This window comes from Microcoleus sp. S36b_A4 (genome assembly GCF_036700645.1).
GTDB lineage: Bacteria > Cyanobacteriota > Cyanobacteriia > Cyanobacteriales > Microcoleaceae > Microcoleus.
Map to the genome: position 1 here is coordinate 1 of NZ_JAUBPI010000113.1, position 17,593 is coordinate 17,593.

Here is a 17,593-nt window from a genome sequence, read left to right on the forward strand (position 1 = left end):
GATTTTAGATTTTAGATTTTAGATTTTAGATTTTAGATTTTAGATTTTAGATTTTAGATTTTAGATTTTAGATTGACACCACGGATAAATCCGGGGGCTTGAGGATGCAAGGATTTTGGATTTTCGATTGATTCCACGGATAAATCACGTGGCGGGTACCATCAAGAAATTATTGGTCATAAGTTTTATATTTTAAAGCTCTTTATTTTCACAAGTTGTGTTTGCAATAAGGACTCTTCGTCCTTACTACAAACACAACTAATTACTGGAAATTAATGCTCAATTTTGAGCGAAATAATCTTGTCACCTTGGCGGATAGCATTGACGACTGACATATCCTCAGTTTTGCCAAAAGTTGTGTGTACTCCATCTAAATGAGACTGGGGAGAATGGCAAATAAAGAATTGGCTGCCACCCGTATCTTTACCTGCGTGAGCCATCGATAAAGTTCCTGCCAAATGTTTGTTGGAGTTGATTTCGCACTTGATTTTGTAGCCGGGGCCGCCAGTTCCATTACCTTTTGGACAGCCACCTTGAATCATAAAGTTAGGAATGACTCGGTGAAAAGCCAATCCATCGTAAAAACCTTTTTCCGCCAAGTCAACAAAATTCTTCACTGTGTTAGGCGCATCCGCATCAAACAATTCCAAATTGATTGTGCCTTTGTCGGTTTCCATAATAGCGCGGGTCATGATTTTTCCTTGCTTCCTAAAATGAGTGTGTTGCCTGCGTGTTAATTGCGGACTTCGCTTTTATAGCGACAGATTCAAACTGTCGTTATATTGTGGCTTTCAGAAGTGTAGCATATTCCGGCAACTCTCATAGGACTTATGTGTGCTTTCTGAGGAAACCCGGTTTATTGCGAGATTTCTGGTTAGCAAACCCAATATTTTCTGAGACACCGGGTTTGTTACCTTCTGTCATATTTTAATTGTTGGTCACTTGCGGGCGATCGGGTTCTTCCTGAATATCGTTCATATTAAAAATGAAAGGAACCCGACTCGAACCTGCGCCCATAACCAGCACTTTTGGCATCTGAGCCCCGCCGCTTCTCCAAGCTTCGATCGCCTCTTTTTGCAGCACTAAATCGCCGCCCTGAGCCTTCAAAGTTTCAGCCAAAAGTCTTTGAGCTTCAGCTCTACCTTGAGCACGGTTAATGTCAGCTTGAGCCTGTTGTTCTGCTTCCTGAGCCACATAAACAGCCCTTTGCGCTCGCTGTTCAGCAACCTGTTTCTCCTCAACCGCTTTCGCAAAATCTGTGGAAAATCGAATGTTAACAACGCTCGTATCGAGTACGATTACATCATACTTTGATAGCCTTTCTTTTAGCGCAGTATCAAAGTCTCGCTTCAGTTCACTTCTTTGAGTAATAGATTGTTCGGCAGTTCTCAGTGCAGCCGCTGTTTTAAATGCTTCTTGCGTCTGAGGAGCAATAATTTTTGACACTATATTCTCCAAAGTTCCTTGAGTCCTTCGGACATCAACTATTTTCTCAGGGTCGAGGCGAAAATTGATCGCAAAACTAGCATTTAAATCCTGAAGGTCTTTAGTAGCACTCTGGGCGGGAACTTCAAATTTTTGCACTGTTACATCGTACACATCTACCTTGGATATTAGCGGGGGTCTGAGGTGAAACCCCTCTAACAATGCTCCATCTGTGGCTTTTCCTAAAACACTGACTACCCCTGCTTCGCCTGGATTAATGACGACAAAAGAGTTTAAACCGATGAGTAGCGCGCCTACTAATAGAACCCCAGCGATTGCTGATGATATGCTCTGGAAATTTTGAGTTTTCAACTTACACGCTCCTTTGTGCTCATTCCATTATAATGGTTAAATAGATTGGGGTGCATCTAAATTCTAAAATCTAAAATTATAATCTAAAATGGATGGGGTTGCCTCTGAAATATCCAATCTACAATGGATGGGCTAATGCTCAAAATTGTTAAATATCCTAGAACTTATCATATCGAAGGTTCGCGTTTCCAACCGGGTGATGAAGACCTCGACAGCGTGCCATTTAGCGCCCTGAGCGATCGCCCGACAGTGATTGAAGAAAAGGTAGACGGCGCTAATACAGGCATCAGCTTTGCACCAGATGGACAAATGCTGCTGCAAAGTCGCGGCCACTATCTCACCGGCGGGCCGAGGGAAAAACATTTTAACTTATTCAAACAGTGGGCTTTTAGTCTCAGCGGATCCCTGGGAGAAGTGCTGGGAAATCGCTACATTCTTTACGGCGAATGGCTGTATGCCAAACACACTGTTTTTTATGATTTTTTGCCACACTATTTTATGGAATACGATGTGCTGGACTTAGAAACCCGTCAATTTCTGAGTACAGAATCCCGGCGCAAGTTGTTAAGTGGACTGCCGTTAGTGTCCGTTCCCGTGCTGTTTTCTGGAGTGCTGACATCTCCCAAGCACATGATGCAGTTTATGGGAAAATCTAATTTTATTCAATCCGGACATTTGGAACGGTTGCGTTGGTACTGCGGGGAATTGGGATTAGATGAAGAACGATGCTTGAAAGAGACTGACAAGAGCGATCGCATGGAGGGGCTGTACCTTAAAGTAGAAGAAGATGGCATAGTAAAGGCGCGTTACAAGTACGTGCGTGCCAGTTTTTTGACTGCTATTAAAAATGCCGAAGGACATTGGCTCAATCGCCCAATTATACCAAATATTCTGCGTCCCGGTGCAGATTTATTTAATTTCACAGGGCTTATGTAATAGCTATTATAAAAATCTGCGGTTAAAAGCGCTAATACTCAAATTTTCGTCCCTCTCGAACAAACTAAAAAATAAAGGTGCTAATTTCACACCTTACCATATTAACAAACAGGTGAAGCCATGACTGCTGTATTATCACAATCCCCAACTTGGACTTTTCCCTTTTGTCCCGAACCCCCCGATTGGTTCCTGGATTGGGACAGCATTCAAAATCATTTCGATTGGATTCAAAACTTAAAAGGCTGTCAGCAAGACCCGATTTACCACGCCGAAGGAGACGTTTTAATTCATACCAAAATGGTCTGCGAAGCATTAATCTCATCCCCAAATTGGCGTCAATTACCCGTGCAAGAACGATCGATACTTTTTGTCGCCGCTTTGCTGCATGATGTCGCCAAACCAGCCTTTACAAAAATAGAAGCCGACGGCAGAATTAGCTCAAAAGGTCACGCCCGCCAAGGTGCGAGAATGGTCAGACAAATTTTATCTCAATTCGACCCACCTGTGCAGTTTGAGATTCGCGAAACAGTGGTGGCGATCGTCCAATTCGGCAGTTTACCCATCTGGCTAATCGACAAACCCAACCCCCAACAGTCTGTAATTAAAGTCAGTCAAGTTGTCCGCTGCGATTTCCTCGCACTTTTAGCCGAAGCAGACGTGCGCGGCCGCCACTGCGCCGACAGACAAGAACTGCTTGATAAAATAGAACTATTTCGGGAGTTTTGTCAAGAAAATAATTGTTTGGATACTCCTCGACAATTCCCCTCAGCACACAGCCGATTTATCTACTTCCGCAAAGACAACGGCAACCCCGATGCTGAAATGTTTGACGATACAAAATGCGAAGTTGTTTTGATGTCGGGTTTGCCCGGAAGTGGCAAAGATTATTGGATTAGAGAAAACCTGCCCAATTTGCCTATAATTTCTTTAGATGCGCTGAGGTTGGAGATGAATATATCGCCGGAAAAAAACCAAAGTGATGTTGTAGAGAAAGCAAAACAAAGAGCTAAGGAATATTTGCGATCGGGAACTTCTTTTGTGTGGAACGCCACGAATACAACCAAACAAATGCGGCAGCAATTAATTGATTTGTTTGCTGCTTACAAAGCGCGTATTCGCATTGTTTACATCGAAGTACCGATCGCAGAAATACAGGAGCGCAACCGTTCCCGCACTGCCCCAGTCCCAGAAGCAGTGATTCAAAAATTAGCCGATCGCCTGGATATTCCAGATATCACAGAAGCGCATCAGGTAGAGTGGATTGTAAGCGATCGCGCTTAATAGTGGCAATCCACCCGCTAGCGCCCGTATTACTTCAACGCGCTACTAATTCCTTTTTCCCTAAAATAGAATCGTCATAATGCGCCAACAAATCAGCAGGGTGATCGTAAATTTCCGCAGCATTTGCCAGCGAAGCATCATCGAAACCTCCGCACCGAAAAGCAATTACTGGCACCCCGCACTTGCCCGCAGCTTCGATATCGTAAGGAGTATCAGCTAACATCACAGTCTGACTCGCTTCCATCTGCAATTTTCTCAAAGCAGCTTCCACAATATCCGGTTCCGGTTTAGAAGCTTCCGCATCGCTAGATGTCGTGGCTTGATCCAATAAATCGTCAACTTGTGCAGCTTTCAGCAAACCGGAAAGTTCTTCAGTGGTAGCTGAAGTAGCAATAATTAACCGCAATCCTTCTTTCTGCATTTTTAACACCAAATCCCGCGAACCGGGGGTTGGTGAAAGATCGGGAGAAAAGCGGTTAATAATCAGTTCTTTGCGCCGCTGTGCAATCTTTTCCCCGTCGCCTGCTTCGTCGGAAAGTCCTGATACCATTTTGGGTATAACTTTGTCGCCTCCCATCCCAATTAGCGGGCGAACTTTCTCGAACGGCACCTCGTAGCCGTAAGCCGCAAATGCCTCTACCCAAGCTTGAGCGTGGGCGTCATTGCTGAGCGTCAGAGTACCGTCAATATCGAGAATTACTGCTTGCAATTGCATAAGTTATTTGCTCTTACTTATTAGACTTCTTGCCAAAACCTGATTTGTACTAAAAACTTCACTTTTTAACTAATTAATTAGCCAATCAGCGAATAAACTTCTTACTACTAACCTGTGGTTAGTAGTAAGAAGTTTAGTTTTTTCTGAGGTTAGTAATAAGGACGTTAGTCCTTAATTACTTAATTAGTCAATCGGGGACTGAGAACCTTACTATAGCGGTTCTCAAGCGTCGTGAGGTATGCCCTATGCCCTATGCCCTATGCCCTATGCCCTATGCACGTCGGGTACCTCATGTTACTGAGAAAGGCTATATTAACTTTTTGATTGCCTATTTCATGCCACTGGCGTGCAATTTTGGTTCGGGCGGCGGCGGTACTGGTTCTGGCCCTAACGGTTGGGGATTGGCTACATATTCAAACTCGCCTTTGCCGTCCATTGATTTGCCTTTCGCCCAGCGTCCCTCGCTACTTTCGGAACCTTCAGAATGATTCCAAAACTGATAAGCAAATTCTGATTTTTCCAACTCCTGCGGGAAGGAACTCGGAACGGGTGTTGTTTCCATTCCCGAACTTTCTAAATCTTCGATCGCCGCCAGCCACAAATTTTGGTGCATCGTGTCGCGGGCGATCATAAAACTCAGGGTGTCTTTCACGCCCGGATCGTCTGACATTTCATACATCCGCACAGCCTGCAATCTTCCTTGCGATTCGGCGTGCAAATTCGAGCGAAAATCTGCTAAAAGATTGCCGCTAGCAACGATATAACGGCCGTTCCAGGGATACCCTACGCTGTCGCTAGGAAGTGCGCCCAAACCCGATACAATTGCGTGCTGCGGATTCATGCTGGCGGCGATCGCATCTCGCGGGCTGTTTCCACCCATCACAGCACCCACCACAGCATCCTTGAAACCATCTTCTTGCATAGATACAGGAGCTTTATCTAACAAGTGAGCAATCATAGTTGCTAACATCTCGATATGCCCGATTTCTTCTGTACCGACATCAAGCAACATATCGCGATATTTGGCTGGGCCTCGGCAGTTCCAACCTTGAAATAGATACTGCATCATCACAGTCATTTCGCCAAATGTACCGCCAATTAGTTCTTGTATTTTCTTGGCGTAAACGGCATCTGGCTTTTCTGGTCTTTTGTAATACTGTAGTGGCTTCTTATGGTAAAACATGGGGAATTCCTCCCAGGGTGTTTTGAACAAGTTTCATTATTTGTAACGCTGCCACCGATGGAGGGGAATCAGCTTTTAGTCATAAAGAAATTAAATCAAGCCCGGTTATCTTTATCACTTTAGTTTAATGCAGTTTGTCGCGGTCGCGAACTAAGACTCTCTTAAATTTGGTCGATCGTACATTCTATTGAAACAACCACAGCGCTGTACCCTCCGGCTGTCAAAAAATACGTCAAAACCACCCTCGTGCAGGGGTTTTAACCCCTATCGGAGAGCAGTTTTTCGGGTTAAGCGGACACTTATGTGCTGTGTCCATCCCCTACCTTCCAATCCTCCTTGTTAAGGGGGATTGGAAGAATCAGGGGAATCAATGAGTTTGATAATTTTCCTCAGTCCAGCAACGCGGCAGAGTTTCACCGGAAGGAAAGACTAAATTACTTTTTGGAAAAGTTGCTTTCTCTTGCTCTTCTTGACCAGCTTGATTTTTTCCCGACACTTCTTGTTTTGTAGGGCTGATTAAAGCATCTACATCGAGGATTTCAATCAAGTCGCCTGATTCTTTTTCTTGTAAAAGCATAGTTTCTCCGTGAAGGGTAAATGCGAGTTAGGGTTTGAGGACAACTTTGATGCAGTTGTCTTTTTTGTTTTTGAAAATGTCGTAGGCGTGGGGCGCTTCATCCAATTTCATTCGGTGCGTAATTACGAATGACGGGTCAATTTCGCCTTTTTGAACGCGATCGAGCAAAGGCCGCAAATAGCGGTGAACGTGCGTCTGTCCCATTTTCATGGTCAAGCCTTTGTTGAAAGCTGCACCTAATGGCACTTTGTCAACGAAGCCACCGTAAACGCCGGGAATTGACACTGTGCCACCCTTGCGACACGCGACGATTACTTGTCGCAGGGCCGTAGGTCGATCGCTCTCCAACCGCACGGCTTGCTTGGCTTTGTCGTACAAAGCGTCGAGACCGGTGCCGTGGGCTTCCATTCCCACCGCGTCGATGCAAGAGTCGGGTCCGCGTCCCCCCGTCATTTCGGTGACGGCTTCCCCGGCGTCTATTTCTTCGTAATTGATGACTTCAGCTTTGGCCGCGGCCGCCATTTGCAAGCGTTCCGGTACGCGGTCGATCGCAATTACTCGATCGGCCCCCAGCATAAACGCGCTTCTGATCGCAAATTGCCCGACTGGCCCGCATCCCCAAACTGCTACAGTATCCCCCGGCTGAATGTCGCAGTTTTCGGCCGCCATGTAACCAGTAGGAAAGATATCGGTGAGGAACAATACTTGTTCGTCCGAAAGTCCGTCGGGAATTTTTAAAGGGCCGACATCTGCAAACGGAACCCGCGCGTATTCTGCTTGGCCTCCTGCATAGCCGCCCGTTAAATGTGAGTAGCCAAACAGTCCCGCCGGGGAATGACCGAACATTTTTTCAGCCAGCCCAGCATTGGGGTTGGAGTTGTCGCACAGCGACCACAAATCGCGGTTGCAAAAGAAGCAACTGCCGCAAGAAATAGTAAAAGGAATGACGACGCGATCGCCCTTTTTTAAGTTCTTGACTTGGCTGCCGAGTTCGACTACTTCCCCCATGAATTCGTGCCCCATGATGTCGCCCGATTGCATTGTCGGGATGAAGCCATCGTAGAGGTGCAAATCTGAGCCGCAGATTGCTGTAGACGTGATTTTAACTATTGCATCGCGCGGGTTGATAATTGTTGGGTCTGGTACATTATCAACTCGCACATCATTTGCTCCGTGCCAGCAAAGAGCTTTCATTATTTCGTTCTCCTCTAGTTAACTACTAGCTAGCAGATTTTTGATTGTGAATCTTAAAATTACTACGCCGATTAATTACTAACTTGGATTTCTTTAATTTTAAGCATATAAAATATATTTTATCTCTATCCAAGGTATAATTTACAAATCTATCTTCCGGCTGTTTTCAATAACAAAAATGTAAAGTTTCTCCCCAGGCTAAAGTGCGGGAGATTTCACATTCTTCTGTTAAGCCCCAACAGTTATAGCAACCGCACCCGACTTTTAGAACGTTCTTAATTGCTGAAACCGTTGCCGAAGATTGCTTCTTCCTTTTCTCATAGATAACTAAAGCCTTTTTCCTTCTCTCCTAGATAACTAAAGCCTTTTTTCTTTTTCCTTCTTCCTTCTTCTTTCTTCCTTCAACATCTGCTATAACAGCTAACAACTACATAGCTGAGATTGTTTTTGTCGCTCGGCGATTGCTATTCTCTCACAATAGATAAAATATCCGCCCTAAGTCTCACTGGAGCGGCTGTTTTGACTCACATTAGATAAGTATTGACCTAAAACCTCTCAAGTAAAAGCGGGTTGATCGATTATTAAGTAGGATGCGTGAGTTTCGTATCGCTCAACACTCTTCACCAATATTGAGAATCACGCACCCTGCTTAAGGAGGATTAATCGTCAAATATTGTATCATTAGTTATAGCTAAAAGCCGAGCTTGCGCTAAAGTTGTTAAAGATTAAAATTTATCGATCGCCTTTTATGCCTTACACTGCATCTACCCCAACAGACCCCACTCAACCCAACATCCGCAATGCCGACCACCGCCTACTAGAATTCACCAAGCTGACGCCGATGATGCAGCGGTATGTGGAAGTGAAAGAACAGTATCCCCACGCACTTTTATTGTTTCGAGTTGGAGATTTCTTTGAGTGTTTTTTCCAAGATGCAGTTACTATTTCGCAGGAATTAGAACTTGTTTGTACTAGCAAAGAAAGCGGCAAGGAAATTGGCAGAGTGCCGATGACAGGAGTGCCGCACCACGCCCTCGATCGCTACACTTCAATGTTAGTAGAAAAAGGGTATGCTGTGGTAGTTTGCGATCAAGTTGAAGATGCCTCGATTGCTGCTAAAGAAGGTCGTCAAGTCAAGCGAGAAATTACCCGCATTCTCACTCCAGGAACCTTGACTGATGACGGAATGCTCAAACCCAGGCAAAATAATTTTTTAGCAGCAATTGTGATAGCCGGGGAACATTGGGGATTGGCTTATACAGATATTTCTACGGGAGAATTCGTCACTACCCAAGCAGACACTTTAGAACAATTAACCCTTGAATTGCTGCGCTTGCAGCCTTCGGAAGTCTTGGTACCGACTAATGCGCCGGATTTGGTGACTATGTTGAGACCCGGAGAGAAATCAGAGCATTTGCCCGATTGTTTGCCGAATTCGTTTTGCTATTCTTTGCGATCGCAAATTCCGTTTACTTTGCCCGAAGCAAAACAGAGAATCCTGCAAAAATTCAAAGTGCGATCGCTTGAAGGTATGGGATGCGGTCATTTGCCCCTCGCAGTGCGCGCCGCCGGCGGTTTGTTGCAATATCTCGAAGAGACTCAAAAGGAAAAAGCAGTTTCTTTGCAAAGATTGCACACTTACACTCTCACCGATTTTCTCATACTCGACTACCAAACCCGCCGCAATCTCGAAATTACTCAAACAGTGAGAGATGGGGTTTTTCACGGTTCGCTGCTGTGGGCGATAGACAAAACCAGCACCGCAATGGGAGGCCGCGCTTTGCGCCGCTGGGTTCTGCAACCTTTGCTCAACATTAAAGGCATTAGCGCTAGACACGACACGATCCAAGAATTAGTAGAAAATAACGGTCTGCGCCAAGATTTTCAGCAGTTGCTGCGCCAAATTTACGACATCGAAAGACTGACAGGCCGCGCGGGTTCTGGAACAGCTAGCGCGCGGGATTTGGTTGCTTTAGCTGATTCTCTCTCGAAACTGCCGGAATTAGCCTCGATCGCAGCCCAAGGGCGATCGCCCTATTTGAAAGCGCTGCAAAATGTACCGCCAATTCTCGAAGAATTAGCAAGTAAAATTCACGCTCATTTAGTTGATGAACCGCCGATTCATTTAAAAGAAGGAGGTTTGATTCGATCGGGAATCAATCCCATGCTAGATGAAATGCGCCACACTGCATCAGCAGACCAAGAATGGATTGCAAATTTAGAAGCAACTGAGAGAAAACGTACCGGAATTTCTAATCTAAAAGTTGGCTACAATAAAGCTTTCGGCTATTACATTAGCATTACCAAATCGAAAGTAGACCAAGTGCCGAAGGACTACACCCGCAAGCAAACTCTCACCAATGAAGAACGTTATAGCACTGAAGAATTAAAAGAAAGGGAAGTGCGAATTCTGACAGCGCGGGAAGATTTAAATCAATTGGAATACGATATTTTTGCTAAAGTGCGATCGGAGGTAGGAGAACACGCCGAAATTATTCGCAACGTTTCCCGCGCCGTGGCGGCGGTCGATGTTTTGTGCGGTTTAGCAGAAGTAGCAGTTTACCAGAATTACTGCCGCCCAACTATGACAGAAAGTCGGGAAATTAAAATTATTGAAGGTTGTCATCCTGTGGTGGAAAAGTCTTTGCCGCCGGGATTTTTTGTACCTAATTCTGCTTTTTTGGGCCGGGAAGAATCGCTAAACCGCCCAGATTTAATTATTTTAACCGGGCCGAATGCTAGCGGGAAAAGCTGCTACTTGCGGCAGGTGGGTTTGATCCAGTTAATGGCGCAGATGGGCAGTTATGTGCCGGCGAAAGCTGCGAGTTTGGGAATTTGCGATCGTATTTTTACCCGCGTCGGGGCAGTAGATGATTTGGCAACTGGTCAGTCTACGTTTATGGTGGAAATGAACGAAACTGCAAATATTCTCAATCATGCGACGCCGCAATCATTGGTTTTATTAGATGAAATTGGCAGAGGAACGGCAACCTTTGACGGACTTTCGATTGCTTGGTCTGTGGCAGAATATTTAGCAACTGAGATTCGGGCGCGGACAATTTTTGCGACTCACTATCACGAGTTAAATGAGTTAGCTTCTATTTTAGATAATGTCGCAAATTATCAGGTTACAGTGAAAGAGTTGCCGGATCAAATCGTATTCTTGCACCAAGTTCAGCCGGGAGGTGCTGACAAATCTTACGGAATTGAAGCGGGGAGATTGGCCGGTTTGCCGCCGTCGGTGATTGACAGGGCGAGACAGGTGATGAAGCAGATTGAGAAACATAGCAAAATTGCGATCGGGCTAAGAAAGGGTGTTAAAAAAAATGGTAAAAAAGAGTCTGATGGCGAACAGTTGGATATTTTTGATGATTGAAATTTCCGGTGGTAAAAAAAGTTTGTAGTAACTTATATATTGCACCATTTTCAATAAGCCTTTCAGGGGCGGACAGGATGCCCACCCCACAAGAAAATTAAATTTTTGTGGCACAGGCATCCTGCCTGTTCTTGAGCATGGTGCAATATCTCAGTTACTACTTTTACAACAAACCAGGAACGCTGCAACAACTCTAACGTCCATTTTGCAACTTTCTTACCTCTTTGTGTACGCTCATCCCAATTTCCAAAGCCTCATTTAGCAATCGGCCATATTCAGTCGCCCGATCGCTCACATCCACCGCCATCAAAGCAGCTAAATTACTTTCAATATTAGCAAATAGCTCGTAACGGCGACCGATAAACTGCTGATTTTCTCTGAGAATTTTTTCTGTTTTCAAAGCACAGACTAAACTTTCTCTAGTGATTTTTAATGCTTCAATTGCATCTCCTCGGTTAATTAAATTGGCTTGTAAATTGCCAGCATCCGTTAGGCGATCGATAATATCTAAAGCCTGAATCACCTCATGATACTTCTCAACTTCATCCAGCAGACCCGCTAGCGTTGCCAGAGGTTTTGCCTTAACCCATTTATAGACATTCCAAGCAACAGTAATCGCCAGCGACCAACCCAAAGTTAGTTGTAAAACACGGACAAATATGTCTGAATCGCTAAATAAACCAACATTATGTTTATTAGCCAGTAAAGCAACAGGCAGCGAAACAACTAATGTCACGCAAAATATCAGCAACTCATTCACCAAAATAGAAAACAGCTTTTTGCCGTCCCGGAGTGCAGCAGGTCTGTAAAAATCTGCTGCAAAACCGTCGCTCAAAGCTATTCCGCTCAAATCCTCCAACTCCTTCTCAGAAATTTTTAACTGTTCCAAATCCGCTTGTATCACTCTTCAAAATCTCCTTTAATTGGGATTAATTACGATCCTCCCAGAGACATAATTGATTGCCACAGACTCATATAAAAATTGCTTTCTCGGTCTCGGAACAGTTGAAAAGCCATTCCCGGCGACCCCAAAAATGGTCTCAGCGTCCATCCCAACTGAGTCCCAACAAACGCATAAAGTCCCAACCAAAAGCGCAAAATATTTAGCCTGATGTCTTTGCCTTCCGCATCTTGTTCTGACAGAAAGTGCATTCCTTGATAAATGAAACTTACTCCCAAAAATCCTGTGATTGCCATTATAGCAACATTCAGCAACAGATAAAAATTGTAATTGGTACTGCTTATGAGGAAAAACAAACTAACAGGTGCAAATCCAAACAGCAAAACGCTAATCATCGCCATCGCTGTCATCAACAATGTCAAATACTGCTCAAAAGTTCGTTTTGAACCAAACATGACATTAAAAAAGTACAGTGTGGGAAAGCAGATAATCAGCGTCAGCAAGTAAAGTGCTGGCAACTTAATTGCTGAAACCAGACATTGCATCCACGTACTAGAGGCACCTAATATTGCTCCGTAAATGCCAAAAAATACGGTACTAGAAATCAACAAACCGAAAATTTTAGATTTGAGCTTGACACCTTGGCGAATTTCTTCGAGAAACTGTTGCCGTTCCCGTAGCAAATACATTACTACTGAAAAATATTTCACGGGTTCTCCTTGTGACTGATGCGACTCCGAATCAGTCATAACTCAAGCTGAGTGCGCTCGGCAAGCTTGTCAAATCAGGGCACTCTATGTTAACCCATTATTCTTGTACCCAGCTCACCACAAGCTGAGAGGTGGAGGCGTTTTGAGAGATACTTGCAAAGCTAAACGGCTCAAACTGAATACAGTTATGCTTTGTATTCAATTTGTATTCATTCGTCTCCAAATTGTCTCCACAAAGGGCGATGGGGTAGTCATTTGATACTCAGTTTGGTCGTTCCGTAGTCAAATCGTAGTCATTTTGTATCCAATTTCTAGTCAATTTCTAGTCAACTTGAGCCATGACAAAGCGCAAAAAGCAGCAATAAAAAACCTCAAACCGTTGATTTCTAGTTGGTTTGAGGTTTTTGTAGGCGTAAGCGGGCAGCGGGAATCGAACCCGCATAGTTAGCTTGGAAGGCTAAAGTTTTACCACTAAACTATGCCCGCGCACAGAAACTAAACATACCACACGTCTCTGGGAATTGCAATAGGCCTGTGCAAAATTTTTGAATACCTCCCTCCCGCTGGCTGAATCGGGACTTGCGACCCGATCGCGCCTACAATCCCCGTCTCCCATGCAGGGTAAGACTTTACGGGTGGAAATAATCGTAAATTTGCTGCGCCAGACGCGGGCCAATCCCAGAAACTTCTGCCAACTGTTCGGGAGTCGCTAAACGGAGATAGTCGATCGACCGAAAATGTGCCAACAATTGTTTTTGTCGGTGGTGTCCCAATCCGGGAATTTCATCAAGGCGCGATCGCTTCATTCTCTCGCTTCTTCGATCCCGGTGAAAACTCACAGCAAACCTGTGCGCCTCATCCCGCACCCGGCGCAATAATTGTACCCCAGGCTGCTCAGAATTAGTTGGCAGCGGCAAAGATTCCCCCGGCAAAAATATCTCCTCTCGCTGCTTTGCCAAACTGACAACGCGCAACTCTTCTAGCAAATTCATCTCCCGCAAAACAGCCACAACAGCTGACAGTTGACCTTTGCCACCATCTATCATAATTAAGTCGGGTTTGTCGGAGATAGTATGAGAAACGGAGGATAAATTGCTGAGTTTTTCCGGTTCTTCTAACTGGCTAAATCCATCTTCCATCTTCCCTCTTTCTTCTTCCTTCACTCCTCGGAATCGGCGACCGATAACTTCTGCTAAACTAGCAAAATCATCAGAATGACCCGATTTAATTTCAGGATTTTTAATTTTGTAATGGCGGTAGTGTTGATTAGCCGGCAAACCGTCAATAAATACGACGCGGGAAGCTACGGCGTCAGAACCTTGAATGTGAGAAATATCGTAACCTTCAATGCGGCGAGGAACTTCTGGCAAATCGAGAATTTCTGCTAAATCTTCCATTGCTTGAGAATTGCGATCGCTCAATCTTTGCATTCTCGCCAATTCATACTCAGCATTGCGTTCCACCATCTCAATCAATTCTGCCTTAGTTTGCCGCTGTGGCGTCAAAATCGTAACTTTTCGCCCCTTACGATTGCTCAACCAATCTGCTAATATTTCCGCTTCTGGCAATTCGTACTGCACTGAAATTTCGCTGGGAATTTCTACAGATTCGACATTTTGATAGTGTTCTTCCAACACTCGCTGCAAAATCGCTCCGGCCTCTACCCCCCCTCGTTCCCCCCCTTGCCAAGGGGGGGAGGAAATAGAAAGTTGAGATAACTCTTGCTCCCCCTTTGCAAGGGGGGGTTGGGGAGGTATTTCCGCCATAAATCCCAATCTTCCGACCAATTGACCAGCGCGAATTTGAAACAATTGAACGCAAGCGTGCTGGGTGTCGGCCGCAAGTGCGATCGCATCTCTGGAAACCGTATCGTCTGGCAAAGAGACTTTTTGACCCGCACTTAAAGACTGCAAACCCTTAATTTGGTCGCGAATGCGCGCCGCAGTTTCAAAGTTTAAATCTTCGGCTGCCTCTTCCATTTGGGGTTCTAAAATATCGAGCAATTCCTGAGTCCTTCCCTGGAAAATCATCGCTACTTTTTGGATGATTTTTCGGTATTCCTCCGGCGAAGTTAAGCCTTGACAAACGCCAACGCAGCGCCCGATGTCGTAGTTGAGACAGGGACGGTCTTTAAACAGCGGTTGAGGGCGCTGCCGCAGGGGGAAAATTCGCTTAATTAAATGTAGCGTACTCCGCAGCGCCCCTGTATCGACGTAAGGGCCGTAATAGCGGTCTTTTGCACTACCGGCGCGGCGTTTGCGGGTGATAAAAATGCGCGGGTATTCCTCCGACCAAGTGATGCACAAATAAGGATATTTTTTATCATCTTTGAGGAGGACATTAAAGTAAGGTTGGTGCTGTTTTACGAGGTTTGCTTCTAATGCTAAAGCTTCCGCTTCTGTATCGGTGGCGATGAATTCAATTTCGCGCACTTGCTGCACCATCATCGCGATGCGGGGACTGAGATTTTGGCTTTCGCGGAAGTAGGAACGGACGCGGTTTCGGAGTTTTTTTGATTTGCCGATGTAAAGGATGCGATCGCTCTCGTCTCGCATTAAATATACACCAGGAACCGCCGGGATTTCTTTGAGGCGACTTTCTAGGCGTTCCGAGTCTTTAACTAACGGCAGAGTTTTTGTGGATGGCATTGCAAGCTATCTCAGCAAAATAGAGACTGATTGTACACTCTTTTATTTTACCTTAATTATGTCTAGTTTGACGGCTGCTACCGTCGCCAAACCCAGCGACTACACTTGAAAATCTGTTACAATATCTGAGATAAAAACTTGCGAGTGCGTTCTTCCTTCGGGTTCTGAAAAAATTCTTCTGGCTTCGCTTCTTCAACTAAAACGCCGCCATCCATCAACACAATGCGATCGGCAACTTCGCGCGCAAACCCGACTTCGTGAGTCACTACTACCATTGTAATTCCCGTTTGAGCCAAATTTCGCATTACATCTAACACTTCCCGCACCATCTCCGGGTCTAATGCTGATGTCGGTTCATCAAACAGCATGATTTTAGGCTGCATTGCTAGAGAACGTGCAATAGCGACCCGCTGCTGCTGTCCTCCAGACAACTGTCCGGGATATTTTTTTGCTTGTTCCAAAATTCCCACTCTTTCTAACAATTGCATCGCCACTTCTTCGGCTTTTTTCTTCGGCCAGCGGCGCACCCACACCGGCGCTAGCATGACGTTTTGCAAGACTGATAAGTGGGGAAACAGGTTGAATTGCTGAAACACCATTCCTACTTCGCGGCGAATTGTCTCGATGTTGCGTAAGTCGTGTGAAAGTTCGATTCCGTCGATCGTAATTTTACCTTGCTGGTATTCTTCTAAGGCGTTGAATGTGCGAATAAACGTCGATTTTCCCGATCCCGATGGCCCCATCACGACAACGACTTCGCCCCGGTCTACGGTCATGCTAACGCCGCGCAGTACGTGAAATTGTCCGTACCATTTGTGGACGTTTTCTGCTACGATTACTCTTTCTGGGCTTGTTTGCTGAGTTTCCATAATTTTTGACTTTTTAACCGCAGATGAGCGCTGATGAACGCGGATGAACGCAGATATTTTTTTACCTTTGACCTACTCCTAATGTTCGCTCTATTTTGCGACTGGCTAGGGATATGGAGTAGCAAAATATCCAATAAATGATGCCTACGAAGATGTAAACTTCGGCGTATCTGCCGATATAGGATGGATTTGCTAAAACTGCGCGGGATATTCCGATTAATTCTAACATTCCGAATAGAGACAACAGGGATGTATCCATAAATAATCCGATGAATTGACCGCCGATCGCCGGAATGACTATTCGCAATGCTTGAGGCAGTACAATTAAAATTGTAAGCAGGGGTGTATTGAGTCCGATCGACCTAGCTGCTTCTATTTGTCCCCTAGGCACGGCCTGCAAGCCACCGCGCACGTTTTCCGCCAAGTATGCTGCACTAAATAACGTTAATCCAGCAATGGCTCTAATCACTCTATCCAATTTCGGATATTCGGGCGGCAAGAAGAGTTGCAGCATCACTTGACCTAAAAACAAAATGCCAATTAATGGTAAACCCCGAATAATTTCAATGTATAAGGTTGATAACAGTCTTACAACTGGCAAAGAACTTTGTCTGCCGAGTGCTAGCAATACTCCCAAAGGAAAGGAAAGCACAATACTAATAACTGCTAAAAACAGGGTCAATACTAAACCGCCCCAATCATTTGTTGACACTTCTGTCAAACCCAACCCGCCTTTAATTAACCACAAAACTATTGGGAAGGAAAGAACCCAAATTGCAGGCATCCAGTCCATGATTTTTGGGTAAATTTGCCTTCCGATGACATAGCTGGAGGCGGCTGCGATAATAATTCCTAAGAGGTAGAGGCGAGAGGTTAGGTCGATCGGCGAAATGACCGCACCCACAACCGCAGCACCTAGTATAATTAGTAAAGGCGGATTCCAAAGACGTTCTTGCCGCTGAATGTTTCCCCAAGTTAATCCTCCCAACAAGGCAATTATGGCCGTTACTATCCACAGCCTCCAGTAGGAGTCGCGGGGAAATCTTCCGGCGAAAAATAGTGGCAAGTTAGCTTCTAACACGCGCCATTGAGCTTTTGTTGTTGTCCAAACGATAATTCCTTTAATAGTTTGGAAGGCGATAATTAGGCAAACTACTGTCAGAATGCTGTTGTACCAGGTACTAAATAGGTTTTTGCGCGCCCAATTCCAAGGGGTAGACGATTCGGTGGCTGGGGGCGGTAATATGGGGAGAGTTTCCATCTAGCGGTTTTCCATCCTATATTTTATTAACCCGCGTAGGCGGGTTTTGTTTGTGTACACGCGATTTCCAAGAGACTGTTGGCGAATGTCTGAGGGGTTTCACCCCTCAGACATCGCCGTCCTGAATAGGCAGAATGATTGTGTA

At 45.1% G+C, this 17,593-nt stretch carries 14 protein-coding genes and 1 tRNA gene; 3 read left to right on the forward strand and 12 right to left on the reverse strand.

All coding sequences use genetic code 11. The features are described from left to right. Positions 1-272 precede the first annotated feature (272 nt). On the reverse strand, positions 273-692 hold the full coding sequence (locus QUA03_RS25240; RefSeq protein ID WP_332982885.1) for a peptidylprolyl isomerase: 420 nt from the start codon (positions 690-692) through the stop codon (positions 273-275). Between the two features lie 235 nt (positions 693-927). Then, the gene (locus QUA03_RS25245) at positions 928-1,797 is read right to left on the reverse strand and encodes a prohibitin family protein (RefSeq protein WP_333215973.1); all 870 of its coding nucleotides are present in this window, start codon (positions 1,795-1,797) and stop codon (positions 928-930) included. 135 nt (positions 1,798-1,932) lie between these two features. On the opposite strand from QUA03_RS25245, the gene QUA03_RS25250 reads away from it, so the two are divergent. After that, a complete protein-coding gene (locus tag QUA03_RS25250; protein WP_333215975.1) occupies positions 1,933-2,733 on the forward strand; it encodes an RNA ligase family protein in 801 nt (266 codons plus the stop codon). 120 nt (positions 2,734-2,853) lie between these two features. Continuing rightward, positions 2,854-4,014, forward strand: a complete 1,161-nt coding sequence (locus QUA03_RS25255) for an AAA family ATPase (protein ID WP_333215977.1) — start codon at positions 2,854-2,856, stop codon at positions 4,012-4,014. Positions 4,015-4,048: 34 nt separating this feature from the next. Here QUA03_RS25255 and QUA03_RS25260 read toward each other — a convergent pair whose 3' ends face one another. The 4 genes from QUA03_RS25260 to QUA03_RS25275 all read right to left on the reverse strand — a co-directional run bounded on the left by QUA03_RS25260 (position 4,049) and on the right by QUA03_RS25275 (position 7,683). Then, positions 4,049-4,729: an HAD family hydrolase gene (locus tag QUA03_RS25260; RefSeq protein WP_333215979.1), complete on the reverse strand. Its 681-nt coding sequence runs from the start codon at positions 4,727-4,729 to the stop codon at positions 4,049-4,051. A gap of 328 nt (positions 4,730-5,057) precedes the next feature. Then, a complete protein-coding gene (locus QUA03_RS25265; protein ID WP_333215981.1) occupies positions 5,058-5,912 on the reverse strand; it encodes a manganese catalase family protein in 855 nt (284 codons plus the stop codon). A 367-nt stretch (positions 5,913-6,279) separates the two neighbouring features. After that, a complete protein-coding gene (locus tag QUA03_RS25270) occupies positions 6,280-6,489 on the reverse strand; it encodes an acetyltransferase (protein ID WP_333215983.1) in 210 nt (69 codons plus the stop codon). A 27-nt stretch (positions 6,490-6,516) separates the two neighbouring features. Next, positions 6,517-7,683 (reverse strand): zinc-dependent alcohol dehydrogenase, encoded by a 1,167-nt coding sequence (locus tag QUA03_RS25275; protein ID WP_333215985.1) that lies wholly within the window; start codon positions 7,681-7,683, stop codon positions 6,517-6,519. 748 nt (positions 7,684-8,431) lie between these two features. Here QUA03_RS25275 and mutS point away from each other — a divergent pair. After that, positions 8,432-11,059, forward strand: coding sequence for a DNA mismatch repair protein MutS (gene mutS, locus QUA03_RS25280; RefSeq protein WP_333215987.1), 2,628 nt, complete (start codon positions 8,432-8,434; stop codon positions 11,057-11,059). A 193-nt stretch (positions 11,060-11,252) separates the two neighbouring features. Here mutS and QUA03_RS25285 read toward each other — a convergent pair whose 3' ends face one another. From QUA03_RS25285 to QUA03_RS25310, 6 genes are all read right to left on the reverse strand, one after another. Further along, positions 11,253-11,963, reverse strand: coding sequence for a hypothetical protein (locus tag QUA03_RS25285; protein WP_333215989.1), 711 nt, complete (start codon positions 11,961-11,963; stop codon positions 11,253-11,255). A 29-nt stretch (positions 11,964-11,992) separates the two neighbouring features. Beyond that, positions 11,993-12,670 carry an actin-binding WH2 domain-containing protein gene (locus QUA03_RS25290; RefSeq protein WP_333065673.1) on the reverse strand — a complete coding sequence of 226 codons (678 nt, stop codon included), beginning with the start codon at positions 12,668-12,670 and terminating at the stop codon, positions 11,993-11,995. A 415-nt stretch (positions 12,671-13,085) separates the two neighbouring features. Next, positions 13,086-13,156 (reverse strand) — tRNA-Gly (locus QUA03_RS25295). A gap of 143 nt (positions 13,157-13,299) precedes the next feature. Continuing rightward, entirely contained in the window at positions 13,300-15,318 is a 2,019-nt protein-coding gene (gene uvrC, locus QUA03_RS25300; protein WP_333215991.1) for an excinuclease ABC subunit UvrC, read from the reverse strand. A 116-nt stretch (positions 15,319-15,434) separates the two neighbouring features. Continuing rightward, positions 15,435-16,187: an amino acid ABC transporter ATP-binding protein gene (locus QUA03_RS25305; protein ID WP_333215993.1), complete on the reverse strand. Its 753-nt coding sequence runs from the start codon at positions 16,185-16,187 to the stop codon at positions 15,435-15,437. Positions 16,188-16,248: 61 nt separating this feature from the next. Further along, positions 16,249-17,448 carry an amino acid ABC transporter permease gene (locus QUA03_RS25310; protein ID WP_333215995.1) on the reverse strand — a complete coding sequence of 400 codons (1,200 nt, stop codon included), beginning with the start codon at positions 17,446-17,448 and terminating at the stop codon, positions 16,249-16,251. Positions 17,449-17,593 lie beyond the last annotated feature (145 nt).

What these genes read in the sequence shown, in the direction of transcription:
- QUA03_RS25240 (WP_332982885.1), bottom strand. Translation starts at nt 692, where the DNA reads ATGACCCGCGCTATTATGGAAACCGACAAAGGCACAATCAATTTGGAA.
- QUA03_RS25255 (WP_333215977.1), top strand. Translation starts at nt 2,854, where the DNA reads ATGACTGCTGTATTATCACAATCCCCAACTTGGACTTTTCCCTTTTGT.
- QUA03_RS25310 (WP_333215995.1), bottom strand. Translation starts at nt 17,448, where the DNA reads ATGGAAACTCTCCCCATATTACCGCCCCCAGCCACCGAATCGTCTACC.
- QUA03_RS25265 (WP_333215981.1), bottom strand. Translation starts at nt 5,912, where the DNA reads ATGTTTTACCATAAGAAGCCACTACAGTATTACAAAAGACCAGAAAAG.
- uvrC (WP_333215991.1), bottom strand. Translation starts at nt 15,318, where the DNA reads ATGCCATCCACAAAAACTCTGCCGTTAGTTAAAGACTCGGAACGCCTA.
- QUA03_RS25270 (WP_333215983.1), bottom strand. Translation starts at nt 6,489, where the DNA reads ATGCTTTTACAAGAAAAAGAATCAGGCGACTTGATTGAAATCCTCGAT.
- QUA03_RS25305 (WP_333215993.1), bottom strand. Translation starts at nt 16,187, where the DNA reads ATGGAAACTCAGCAAACAAGCCCAGAAAGAGTAATCGTAGCAGAAAAC.
- mutS (WP_333215987.1), top strand. Translation starts at nt 8,432, where the DNA reads ATGCCTTACACTGCATCTACCCCAACAGACCCCACTCAACCCAACATC.
- QUA03_RS25260 (WP_333215979.1), bottom strand. Translation starts at nt 4,729, where the DNA reads ATGCAATTGCAAGCAGTAATTCTCGATATTGACGGTACTCTGACGCTC.
- QUA03_RS25250 (WP_333215975.1), top strand. Translation starts at nt 1,933, where the DNA reads ATGCTCAAAATTGTTAAATATCCTAGAACTTATCATATCGAAGGTTCG.
- QUA03_RS25275 (WP_333215985.1), bottom strand. Translation starts at nt 7,683, where the DNA reads ATGAAAGCTCTTTGCTGGCACGGAGCAAATGATGTGCGAGTTGATAAT.